Below are 12,319 nucleotides of genomic sequence, written 5' to 3'. Positions count from 1 at the left end.
AGTGTTCCATTGCTAAATAAAATTATCTACCCTCAAAGTGCTACAAAATCAAAGATTCTGAAACAAATGGTAACTAGATGTTTCAGAATGTAAAAAATAGATCAATAAACAACCACTCATCGTACCAGTTTAAAAAATATTACAAAAATTAGGGAACTTTTTCAAAAGATAAATTGAGTTTTTTTTGAGCAGTTTAGAGAATGTAAAGCGGTTATTTATCACTAGTAAAAAGAGAATAGTGAGATTAAAAAGCAGATTATTCTTAGCACTAGCAGATTGCTGGCTGTTTACGGAGAATAATAAGGTGATAACGTAAAAAATGTGATCTGGTTATCATGTGGCTGCAATTCGATGTAACAAGATGAGATAGTTGTACAGCGAAAGTATATTAGGGTTGAAAAGTAACGGGCCAACATCAGCTGGCCCGTAAATTAGGGTGTTAATACAGAAAAGCCGTTATTAGAACGCTGCATTTCTTGGGGTACGTGGGAATGGAATTACTTCACGCACGTTACCGACACCAGTGACATAAGCCACTAAACGCTCAAAACCAAGGCCGAAACCTGAGTGAGGAACGGTGCCATAACGACGCAGATCACGGTACCACCAGTAATCTTCTTTATTCATACCCATTTCTTCAAGGCGTGCATCGAGCATATCAAGGCGCTCTTCACGCTGTGAACCTCCGATGATTTCACCAATACCCGGTGCTAATACGTCCATCGCGGCAACGGTTTTGCCATCTTCATTAAGGCGCATATAGAACGCTTTGATGTCTTTCGGGTAGTTTTTCACTACCACTGGTGCTTTAAAGTGCTGTTCTGCTAAGTAGCGCTCATGCTCAGAAGACATGTCGACACCCCAATAAACTGGGTTTTCGAATTTTTGACCACAAGTTTCAAGGATTTTAATGGCATCCGTGTAATCAACTTGTGCAAAGTCTGAGTTAACAAAGCTTTCTAAACGGTTGATAACGTCTTTATCGACACGCTGAGCAAAGAATTCTAAGTCATCACGGCGTTCTTCAAGGGCGGCTTTGAAGGCGAATTTCAACATTTTTTCTGCCAGACCTGCGACATCATCTAAAGAGGCAAAAGCCACTTCAGGCTCTAACATCCAGAATTCCGCTAGGTGGCGGCTGGTATTTGAGTTTTCTGCACGGAAAGTTGGCCCGAAAGTATACACTTTGCTAATAGCCGTTGCGTAAGCTTCACCATTTAGCTGGCCTGAAACAGTTAAGAACGCTTCGCGACCAAAGAAGTCTTCGCTGAAGTCCACTTCACCTTTGTCATTACGTGGCAGGTTGTTGTAATCCAACGTGGAAACGCGGAACATCTCACCAGCACCTTCAGTATCTGACGCGGTAATTAATGGAGTAGAAACCCAGAAGTAGCCTTGTTCATCAAAAAAGCGATGCAGGGCTTGGGCTAATGTGTGGCGCACGCGTGCAACGGCACCAATTAAGTTAGTGCGCGGGCGCAAGTGGGCTGCTTCACGTAAGAATTCAACGCTGTGGCGTTTTGCTGCCATTGGGTAGGTGTCAGGGTCTTCAACCCAGCCAACGACTTTAACAGCGGTGGCTTCAAGTTCAAATGATTGACCTTGGCCTGGGGATTCTTTTACGGTACCCGTAACTTCAACCGAACAACCCGTTGTGAGATGCAGGACTTCGTCATTATAATTAGGTAAATTATTATTAATGATAGCCTGTAACGGATTAAAGCAAGAACCGTCATAAACGGCGAGGAAAGAAAAACCAGCATTTGAATCTCTCCTTGTACGTACCCAGCCTTGAACGGTGACTTCAGAGCCAACCGCCACTCGGCCTTGCAGTACGTCGACTACAGGCGCTACTATCATATAATTCACTCTCTTCATATTTAACGATATCTACTTCGACTATCTCAATCCGTCATACTTCGAGCCGTAGATGCGTTGGCTTCACAAACCGACCCTAGTCACATACCTATGTATGCTCCTAGGGCTCACTTTGTTTGCCGCCTTCCTACAACTCGAATTATTTAGGATGTAATTCAAATTGTTTTAAATCCATTCAACCGCTTATATCTATGAATATTATTCAAAAAATGTCATCGGTTTATGGCGATTAAAATAGTTAAAGTAGGGATATTAACGAAATCCCATGTTTCATGGGGCCAAAGCTCTATGTTACTTGCCATTTATTAGGAAACAAGTAAAAAATCGCGATAAAACATTTCTGTTGAAGCGAAGCGTGGTTATTGAGCTTAAAAGCTATAGTAATAGTAAGTGAATAAAAGAAAAAGGGGTTTTAAAGCTCTGGGCAAGAAAAGTGCAAATTCTTACTCAGAGCTAGGGAAAAGCGACTTAATTAGCTGGCTTTTTCCATTTTAGGCAGGTCAAACGCTTTTCTGAGTTGATTGACGAACTCATCATCTTCACAAATGGTTTTTCCTGGGCTGTCAGATAGCTTAGCGACAGGTTTACCATTGCACTCGACTAGCTTAATCACAATATTCAACGGGGTTACATGTGGAATATTGCAGGTTAGACGAGTACCGATACCAAAAACAAGGTTAATCCGCTGATGAAAATAACGATATAATTCAAGTGCTTTTTGTAAATCTAAGCTGTCAGAGAACACCAACGTTTTGCTCATAGGATCAATACCCAATTTTTGGTAATGAGCGATGGCTTTTTCACCCCATTCGATCGGGTCCCCCGAATCATGACGCAACCCTTGGTAGCGGTTCGCAAAGTTAGCATCAAAATCACGCAAAAAGGCATCCATAGTGATACAGTCAGTTAATGCCACACCTAGGTGATTAGGGTATTCATCAAGCCAGCTCTGCAATGCCTCACGTTGGCTATTTGCTAACTCAGGGCTGATTTGTTGATGGGCTTGGAACCACTCATGGGCTTGTGTGCCAACAGGGGATAAATCTAATTCGTGTGCAAGTTTGTAATTACTCGTCCCGACAAGATAAGGAAACTCTTGTTTAAGCATCGAAACAATGGCGGATTGTACGTCGTAGGAAAAACGGCGGCGTGTCCCGAAGTCCATAAGCTTAAAGTTAGACAAATCAAGTTGGTGTTCATCAGCTTGTTGATAGAAAACGTTTAGCAGCTTTTTGAGTTGCTGAACGGCATCATCAGGATGAATGTTTGGGTGTCTATCTTTTTGGATAATTTCACTGACCAATGCAAGGAGCGGTACCTCCCACATAATCACTTCACGCCAAGGTCCACTGATGCGAATGGCTAACTGGCCTTCGTTTGTGGTACTGACAATGACTTGTTCTGGGTTAAAGCGGAATGACTTTAACCACATAAGATAGTCTTCTTGGAAGAAAGGTAAACGGCGGAGAAAATTCAGCTCGTCATCAGAAAGTGACAATTTAGCCATTAACTGAATTTGTTGCCTAATTTCATCGGCGTAAGCACCTAAGATCTGACTGCTACGACAGCGGAATTCAGCGACAACCGGTACTTGGTGGTAACGGTGGAAAACGGCCTGCTGCATATGAAGCTTGTAAGCATCGGTATCAAGCAGTGATGTAATAATTGGTGTAGCGTCTAAATTCATGGCACGCAGACATCCTCGCGGAGCTTATCTTTACCACTAATGCTATTCATTTTTACTCTTGTTCCCCTAAAAGTCACAATGAGATAAAAGCAGCAATAGTCGTTAGCTAAATCGTTAAAGTTGCAAAAGTATACCCACTTTAGCAAAAGATAGAAGTGTTATTCTATCTCTTGTTTTCAAGGAGCACGGCAACCTAAATTCGCGTATTGCCTTTCTGTATTACTATGAAATCAAATAAATACGTTTTATGTGTATTCTGCCCATAGAAACAGACAAAAGCATTAATCACGAAAAGATACTAACACGCCATAAAATATTTAATAGTGCTATAGCACCAACAAACAAACGAATTTTTAACAAAGTTAAGTAGGGTAAGACATACAAAGCTAACATAGCCATAAAAATAGATAACATTTTTTGATGAAAATGTTTCTCAAATCCATTCACATTATTGTGGCTTATAGTATTGTATAAGTAATAAAGCAGTACGATATTGAATATAACGAATTAAAAGGTTACTTATGACCCAGTTAAGACAAGCGAAATATCGTCAGGATTATCAAGCACCTGATTACACAATTACAGAAATTGACCTCGATTTTAATCTTGACCCAGTGAAGACAGTGGTTACTGCAGTAAGCAAGGTAAAACGCCTTAATCCGCAATCTTCAACGCTTGAACTCAATGGCGAAGATTTATCGTTAGTCAGCCTCGAAGTCGATGGCAAAGCATGGCAAAACTATAAAGAATCTGAAGGTAAATTGATTATTGAGTCATTACCTGAATCATTCACATTGCGGATTGTGAATGAAATTAGTCCTGAAAAAAATACAGCCCTAGAAGGGCTATATGTTTCAGGTGAGGCGTTATGCACACAGTGTGAAGCGGAAGGTTTTCGCCATATCACCTATTACCAAGACCGACCAGATGTACTGGCTCGCTATACCACCACAATTACAGCAGATAAATCACGTTATCCTTATTTACTTTCAAATGGTAACCGTATCGCAGAAGGTGAGTTAGAAGACGGCCGCCATTGGGTTAAATGGGAAGACCCATTCCCAAAACCAAGTTATTTATTTGCCTTAGTAGCAGGTGATTTTGATGTTTTAAAAGACACCTTTGTGACTCGTAGTGGCCGTGAAGTTGCGTTAGAACTTTTTGTTGATAAAGGTAATTTAGACCGTGCTCCTTGGGCAATGCAGTCCTTGAAAAATGCCATGAAGTGGGACGAAGAACGCTTTGGTTTAGAGTATGACCTTGATATCTATATGATTGTTGCCGTTGACTTCTTCAACATGGGAGCAATGGAAAATAAAGGGCTGAATGTTTTTAACTCTAAATATGTTTTAGCCAAAAGCGAAACTGCAACAGATAAAGATTATCTGAATATCGAATCTGTGATTGGCCATGAATATTTCCATAATTGGACTGGAAACCGCATTACTTGTCGTGACTGGTTTCAATTAAGCCTAAAAGAAGGGTTAACCGTTTTCCGCGATCAAGAATTTAGTTCGGATTTAGGTTCTCGGTCTGTTAACCGTATCAATAATGTCAAAGTGATGCGGTCAGCTCAGTTTGCTGAGGATGCAAGCCCAATGGCGCACCCGATCCGTCCTGACAAAGTTATTGAAATGAATAATTTCTATACCTTAACAGTGTATGAAAAAGGATCCGAAGTTATTCGCATGATCCATACACTGCTCGGCGAGGAAATGTTCCAAGCGGGAATACAACTTTATGTTCATCGCCATGATGGCAGTGCGGCAACCTGTGACGATTTTGTGCAGGCGATGGAAGATGCTTCAAATGTTGATTTATCACTATTTCGTCGTTGGTATAGCCAATCAGGGACTCCAGTTTTAACTGTACGTGATGAATATTCACCAGAAAAACAGCAATATACGCTACATGTTAGCCAAATGACGCCACCTACAGCAGATCAAGCTGAAAAGAAACCATTGCATATCCCATTGGATATTGAGCTCTATGATGAACAAGGTGGAATTATTACGCTAAAACGTGATGGCAGTGTTGTAAATTCAGTGCTAAACATTACGCAAGAAACTCAAACGTTTGTATTTGATGAGGTGACAAGTCGTCCAGTTCCATCCTTATTACGTGAGTTTTCAGCCCCTGTAAAATTAGATTACAACTACACGGATGAGCAATTAGCTTTCTTGATACAGCATGCAAGCAATGAATTTGCTCGTTGGGATGCCGCGCAGCAACTAATTAATAATTATGTAAAAATTAACGTGGCTCATTATCAAAACGGCGAGGCATTAGTTTTGCCTGAGTCGGTGGTTGATGCTTTCCGTGGGGTATTATTAAGTGATTCGATTGATCCTGCGTTAGTTGCATTGATCTTAACGTTACCTTCCGAAAATGAGCTTGCCGAATTATTTACGGTTATCGACCCTGTCGCGATCCACGAAGTTGTGAACTTTATCTATCATCATTTAGCGGTAGAAATGCATGATGAGCTTCTCACTGTTTATCGCTCCATTAATATTGATGGGTATCGGGTTGATCACCAAGATATAGCTAAACGTTCACTGCGTAACATTTGTCTACAATACTTAGCCGCGGGTGACGATAGCGAGCTGGCGAACAAATTAGTACTGGAACAATACCAATCTGCCGATAACATGACTGATTCGCTGGCTGCATTGACCGCAGCAAACGAATCAAAGTTAGCTTGTAAAGAGCAGTTAATGGCAGACTTTGATGAGCGTTGGCACCATGACGGGTTAGTTATGGATAAGTGGTTTACATTACAAGGTGCAAATCCAGCGAAAGAAACCCTTGCCAATGTACGTGAATTATTGAATCACCGTTCATTTAGCATGAGCAATCCTAACCGTGTTCGCTCACTTGTCGGTGCCTTCACTGCAGGGAATCCAGTTAATTTCCATGCAGAAGATAGCAGTGGTTACCAATTCTTGTATGACATTTTAGTCGATTTGAATACGCGTAATCCACAGGTAGCATCAAGGCTGATTGAGCCGCTGATCCGTTTAAAACGTTATGATGCACAGCGCCAAGCACAAATACGCAAAGTGCTTGAGCAGCTAAAAGCGCTAGATAACCTTTCAGGTGATCTATTTGAAAAAATAACCAAAGCGTTAGAAAGCTAGTTTTATATATAGCTAGTCAATTATTGGCTTTAATAAGCCGCTAAAGTTTAATTTAGCGGCTTATTATTGTTTATGACAAAAGTGGAATATTAAATGAGAGATAACTCTCATAAAATGGTTGTTTTTCCCTCGAAAACCCAGACAAATGCATTTTTATTGATTTTTTCGTGGTAAAAGGGCAATAAGATAGGGTAATCTGTAGCGCGTTTTATCCGACGAAAAAACCGCATGTATGAATGAAAGCTCGGCAAATCCTATTTGGCGGGGTTTTAGCATGCGACATGATGTCTACTCTATTGAAACGTACTAGTAAAAATAGGTTATTGGATATGCTATATCACCTTGCCCGCAAGGCACTATTCCAGTTCGACCCCGAAAAAGCGCATGAATTGACTTTTCGCCAGCTTCAACGTTTGAATCATTCCCCTTTCCAATGTCTTATTCGCCAATCAGTTGCCACTAAGCCCGTTCAATGTATGGGGCTTTCCTTCAAAAACCCACTAGGACTTGCAGCGGGTTTAGATAAAGATGGTGAATGTATTGATGCATTTGGTGCAATGGGTTTTGGGTTTATAGAAATTGGTACAGTAACGCCTCGTCCTCAGTCTGGTAATGACAAACCGCGGTTATTTCGACTTGTAGAAGCTGAAGGTTTAATTAACCGGATGGGCTTTAATAATAAAGGTGTCGATAACCTTGTCGAGAACGTCAAGAAATCGAATTACGGTGGGGTCATTGGAATCAATATAGGTAAAAATAAAGATACACCTGTTGAACAAGGTAAAGATGATTATTTAATTTGCATGGATAAGGTCTATGCTCATGCAGGTTATATTGCTATTAATATCTCCTCACCAAATACGCAAGGGTTACGTACATTACAATATGGCGAAGCGCTGGATGATTTATTAAGTAGCATAAAAGCAAAACAACTGGAATTACAATTACAGCACCAAAAATATGTGCCTGTTGCTGTAAAGGTCGCGCCTGATTTATCTGAAGAGGAAATTATCCAAGTTTCAGATAGCCTAGTCAGACATAATATCGATGGCGTTATTGCAACGAACACCACGTTAGATCGTTCTTTGGTTCAAGGGATAAATCATTGCAATGAAGCGGGTGGATTAAGCGGTCGTCCTGTACAATTAAAAAGCACACAAGTTATTAAGATTATTTCGCGTGAATTAAATGGCAAACTGCCAATAATTGGAGTGGGTGGAATTGATTCCCTTACTGCAGCACGTGAAAAAATGGAAGCGGGTGCCTCTTTAATTCAAATTTATTCTGGTTTTATTTACCATGGGCCAAAATTAATTAAAGATATTGTTAATCATATCTAGTAATAAATTGTAAATTTACCTATCAAGGGGGTTTATTTATTCCCCCTTTTAAACTATATTGCTAATAGTGGCTATTTTTGTATCAAATTGAACGCAATTTTCAGTAGATTTGCTATTTAGATAACAATATTATCCGGATATTTCTAACGTATCTTATTTAGTAGATCCAATTTTTAGCATATAAAAATAAGCCCTAGAGTAAATTTAGAAAGGATCACTATAAAGATCATTTCTGCTATATTTACCGGTAAATCGCTAAAGGGTCGTTTATGAATATTAAACCTGATGATCATTGGCGTTGGTATTTTGATCATGACCATAATAGGGTGATGTTAGATCTCGCCAACGGCATGATATTTCGTTCATGTTTTCCTGCTAAGATGCTAACGGTTTTTGCTCGTAATGAGATGCCATTTAGTATCGAAGATGCAGGTGAATATTATTTATTCGATGAGCAGGCTAAAAGATTAAATATTACTCAAGAAGAAAGAGCTGAATTAGTCTTAAATAGCTTAGTTGCTTTTCGTTTTTTAAAACCACAGATGCCAAAGAGTTGGTATTTTTCTTCATTTCACTATATTAATGAACCTAAACAGGGGCAAATAATCCAAGTGTGTTTAGAAAATACAAACCAGTACTTCACATTTATTATTGCTGAAGCTGGCCCATCTGCGAGTTTATGTTTATTAGCAGAACCAATCTTAGAATTACCCGATCGAACTTTACGATTTTGTGATCCAATTAAGATCATGAACGATCGCATGCTTGAATATTCATCTAAAGTTAAACGTCAATTATATGGTAATGCTATTTAAATGATCGTCAAAGATCCAGTGAAAAAATAGTTAAATAAATAGGTTTCTTTGCTAATTTAATTAATCTAGTTTTGAATGTTTAACACCATCATAGAATTTTTCCCCTGATGGTGTTAAAAAGCAAAACCAACACTTAGTTAAACGCTAATTTAACCGCTGTTTTTGGGATACAGCTGCAAGCGAGTATGTAACCGTTTTCTTTGATGGCACTTTGTTTTAATGGAGTGACTTCCCCAGAAATAAGCTTAATTTTACAGCGACCACAGATACCAGCTCGACACGAATAAGGGATAGTTAAACCATGGGATTCTAATTGTTCAAGGATCACATTTTGGTTATCACCTGTATATTCTGTTTCCTCAAAAACTAAACTGACATTATTGGCTTGAGTATTTAATTTATTAGCGGCTAGGTCATTTTCCCGCTCTTGAACTAAATATTGTTTTGCAGGTTTAGTTTCTAATACCGTCAGGGTATCACCAACACGAATAACACCTGTATTTTTGATAATCACATTTTGGCCAAAATCGACATCGCCGGTTTCATCTGAACGGAAGGTTTGCAATGTTGCAAGTGGTTCGCTGTGGGGGTGTTTAACCCCTTTTTCCGGGCTAACAGTCGTTAAAATGCATCGGCTACATGGCCTATCTAATGTAAAAATGACATCACCAATTTGAATAGTTTTCCATGTATCTTCTTCAAACGGCTTGGCGCCAGTAATAATTAAGTTGCCACGAAACTGTTCTAATTTAATACTGGCAGGGCAGCGACGTTGCAGTTCTTGGACAGAAGCTTCGTTGATCAGTAAAAAGGGATAGCCGTCAGCAAAAGACATTGGCACATCTTGGTATTCTTTGACACGGCGAGAAAGCTGAGGACTAAGCCAGCGTAGTTGTACTGGCTCGTCAAAAAAGCTAGTTAACCAACTATTTATCGCTTCAGGTGCAATAAGTGCGTGAAAATGATTACCCCAAACTTCAGTAGGGCTCTGTTTCTCATCAAAGTCCTGATACAATACTGTTGCACTTTCGCCATTTGGTGCTCGCAAGTGGAGACCATTATTGAGCATTACCGGTGTAAAAAGTAACATTTGTGGATATTTTCTCGCCGTAATAAATTTACCTTCCAGCGTGGTTACCATAAAATTACGATCAAAAGTCAAACCGCTAATATCAGCGAAGGCGTGGGATAAACGAACTCCTCGCATAGATTTAACTGGGTGTGTATAAAGGCGCGAAAGCGTTATCATTTTTTAATCCTTATAATTGTGCGTAGCAACTTTATGACAACTGCATAAGATTAGCTATAATGCGCAACAATTTTTCATCCAAATTGGTAATAAATACTATGAATTCTCTGTTTGCCAGCACAGCTCGCGGCCTTGAAGAACTACTGAAAACGGAATTAGAATCGCTTGGCGCTAGCCAATGCAAAGTGGCCCAAGGGGGTGTCTATTTTCAGGCCGACGAACGTGTTATGTACCAAAGCCTACTGTGGAGTCGGCTGGCATCGCGTATTTTATTGCCACTGAATGATTTTGACGTTTACAGTGACTTAGATTTGTATCTCGGTGTACAAGCTATCGACTGGAGTGAGATTTTCTCTGTCAATGATACCTTTGTTGTTCATTTTACAGGGACTAACGAAGAAATTCGCAACAGCCAATACGGTGCATTGAAAGTTAAAGATGCTATCGTAGACAGCTTCGTACGCAAGCTTGATCAGCGCCCTGATGTCGCTCGCCAGCAAGCAGATATTCGTATCAACGTCTACCTTAATAAAGAAAGAGCCAGTGTGGCACTCGATTTAAGTGGTGACTCGCTACATATACGTGGCTACCGTGATTTGGCAGGCCAAGCGCCCTTAAAAGAGACACTGGCAGCAGCAATTATTAACCGTTCCGGTTGGCAACAGGGAACACCATTGGTCGACCCGATGTGCGGTTCAGGAACACTGTTAATTGAAGCTGCAATGATGGCAACAGATAAAGCTCCGGGATTACACCGTACTCATTGGGGCTTTTATGCATGGTCGAAATTTAACGCGGAACTTTGGCGTGAACTAACCACGGAAGCGCAAGTTCGTTTCCGCCAAGGTTTGAAAGAGACGACATCACGTTTTTATGGTTTTGATATTGATAAGCGTGTACTTGAAATGGCTCGTGCAAACGCTCGCCGTGCAGGGTTACAGGATTTAATTACCTTCAAGCAAGGTGATGCGGCAGCATTGGAAAACCCAGTTAACACCGATACGATAGGAACAATTATCAGTAACCCACCTTATGGTGAGCGTTTAGAAAGTGAGCCTGCTTTAATTGCGCTACATAGCCAGTTAGGGCGTATCGTGAAGGCCCGTTTCCCCGGGTGGCGTTTATCGATTTTTAGTGCCTCTCCTGAATTACTTAGCTGCTTGCAACTGCGTTCAGAGCGTGAATTTAAAGCTAAGAATGGTCCTTTAGATTGCGTTCAAAAGAATTATCAATTAGCCGCTACACCGTCAGAAACTATCGCGGAAATTTCACCTGATTTTGCAAATCGTTTACGTAAAAATATCAAGAAATTAAGTAAATGGGCAAAACAACAAGGTATTGATAGTTACCGTGTTTATGATGCTGATTTACCTGAGTACAATGTTGCGGTTGATATTTATGGCGATAAAGTGGTGATCCAAGAATATGCACCACCAAAAACCGTTGATGAACGTAAAGCTCGTCAACGCTTATTTGATGTGATCACTGCAACAATGAATGTGCTAGAACTGACATCGAATCAGCTAGTGTTAAAGACACGCCAGCGCCAAAAAGGTAAGCAGCAATATGAGAAATTAGCCCAAAAAGACGATTTCTTTTTAGTGCAAGAATACAATGCGAAAATGTTGGTGAATTTGACGGACTATCTGGATACGGGGTTATTCCTTGACCATCGTATTGCCCGTAAAATGTTAGGCCAAATGAGTAAAGATGCGGATTTCTTAAACTTGTTCTGTTATACCGGTGCCGCCACAGTGCATGCAGGGCTTGGTGGAGCGAAAAGCACCACGTCCGTTGATATGTCACGTACTTATCTTGAGTGGGCTGAAAAAAACCTACAAGCGAATGGGCTAACAGGTCGTCAGCATCGTTTAATTCAGGCGGATTGCTTGAGCTGGTTGGCAAATAGCCGGGAACAATTTGATTTGATCTTTATTGATCCCCCAACATTTTCAAATTCAAAACGTATGGATGGTACATTTGATGTACAACGAGATCATATCCAATTGATTACCCATCTAAAACGGTTATTGCGCCGTGGTGGAACCGTGATGTTTTCTAATAACAAACGCGGTTTCAAAATGGATCTTGAAGCAATTAAAGAATTAGGATTACAAGCACAAGAAATCACAGCGAAAACACTGTCAGAAGATTTTGCTCGTAACCGTCAAATACATAACTGCTGGCTAATTAGCCACGCAGAGTAAGGA

The 12,319-nt window shown here is 40.3% G+C and carries 7 protein-coding genes; 4 read left to right on the top strand and 3 right to left on the bottom strand.

What is annotated here, in order from left to right:
- Positions 1 to 459 precede the first annotated feature (459 nt).
- Positions 460 to 1,860 (bottom strand): asparagine--tRNA ligase, encoded by a 1,401-nt coding sequence (gene asnS, locus PSF09_RS02270; protein WP_272683407.1) that lies wholly within the window; start codon positions 1,858 to 1,860, stop codon positions 460 to 462.
- Between the two features lie 490 nt (positions 1,861 to 2,350).
- A complete protein-coding gene (pncB, locus tag PSF09_RS02265) occupies positions 2,351 to 3,565 on the bottom strand; it encodes a nicotinate phosphoribosyltransferase (RefSeq protein WP_272683406.1) in 1,215 nt (404 codons plus the stop codon).
- A 521-nt stretch (positions 3,566 to 4,086) separates the two neighbouring features.
- Between pncB and pepN the strand changes: the two genes are divergently transcribed.
- From pepN to PSF09_RS02250, 3 genes are all read left to right on the top strand, one after another.
- A complete protein-coding gene (pepN, locus tag PSF09_RS02260; protein WP_272683405.1) occupies positions 4,087 to 6,705 on the top strand; it encodes an aminopeptidase N in 2,619 nt (872 codons plus the stop codon).
- Positions 6,706 to 7,034: 329 nt separating this feature from the next.
- Positions 7,035 to 8,045, top strand: coding sequence for a quinone-dependent dihydroorotate dehydrogenase (pyrD, locus tag PSF09_RS02255; protein ID WP_272683418.1), 1,011 nt, complete (start codon positions 7,035 to 7,037; stop codon positions 8,043 to 8,045).
- Positions 8,046 to 8,314: 269 nt separating this feature from the next.
- Positions 8,315 to 8,860, top strand: coding sequence for a cell division protein ZapC (locus PSF09_RS02250; RefSeq protein ID WP_004909622.1), 546 nt, complete (start codon positions 8,315 to 8,317; stop codon positions 8,858 to 8,860).
- Between the two features lie 133 nt (positions 8,861 to 8,993).
- Here the strand turns inward: PSF09_RS02250 and PSF09_RS02245 are convergent, their stop codons facing one another.
- Positions 8,994 to 10,109 carry a YcbX family protein gene (locus PSF09_RS02245; RefSeq protein ID WP_272665301.1) on the bottom strand — a complete coding sequence of 372 codons (1,116 nt, stop codon included), beginning with the start codon at positions 10,107 to 10,109 and terminating at the stop codon, positions 8,994 to 8,996.
- A gap of 98 nt (positions 10,110 to 10,207) precedes the next feature.
- Here PSF09_RS02245 and rlmKL point away from each other — a divergent pair, with 98 nt between their 5' ends.
- Positions 10,208 to 12,316 carry a bifunctional 23S rRNA (guanine(2069)-N(7))-methyltransferase RlmK/23S rRNA (guanine(2445)-N(2))-methyltransferase RlmL gene (gene rlmKL, locus PSF09_RS02240; protein ID WP_210839522.1) on the top strand — a complete coding sequence of 703 codons (2,109 nt, stop codon included), beginning with the start codon at positions 10,208 to 10,210 and terminating at the stop codon, positions 12,314 to 12,316.
- The last annotated feature ends 3 nt before the right edge of the window (positions 12,317 to 12,319 follow it).

The organism is Providencia sp. PROV141, assembly GCF_028481645.1.
Lineage (GTDB): Bacteria > Pseudomonadota > Gammaproteobacteria > Enterobacterales > Enterobacteriaceae > Providencia > Providencia rettgeri.
The sequence above is the reverse complement of the archived record's forward strand: the minus strand, read 5'-3'. Positions and strand labels throughout refer to the sequence as shown.

Bases quoted from the DNA above. Each gene is read 5' to 3' on its own strand.
- PSF09_RS02245 (WP_272665301.1), bottom strand. From the start codon at position 10,109: ATGATAACGCTTTCGCGCCTTTATACACACCCAGTTAAATCTATGCGA.
- asnS (WP_272683407.1), bottom strand. From the start codon at position 1,860: ATGATAGTAGCGCCTGTAGTCGACGTACTGCAAGGCCGAGTGGCGGTT.
- pncB (WP_272683406.1), bottom strand. From the start codon at position 3,565: ATGAATTTAGACGCTACACCAATTATTACATCACTGCTTGATACCGAT.
- PSF09_RS02250 (WP_004909622.1), top strand. From the start codon at position 8,315: ATGAATATTAAACCTGATGATCATTGGCGTTGGTATTTTGATCATGAC.
- pepN (WP_272683405.1), top strand. From the start codon at position 4,087: ATGACCCAGTTAAGACAAGCGAAATATCGTCAGGATTATCAAGCACCT.
- pyrD (WP_272683418.1), top strand. From the start codon at position 7,035: ATGCTATATCACCTTGCCCGCAAGGCACTATTCCAGTTCGACCCCGAA.
- rlmKL (WP_210839522.1), top strand. From the start codon at position 10,208: ATGAATTCTCTGTTTGCCAGCACAGCTCGCGGCCTTGAAGAACTACTG.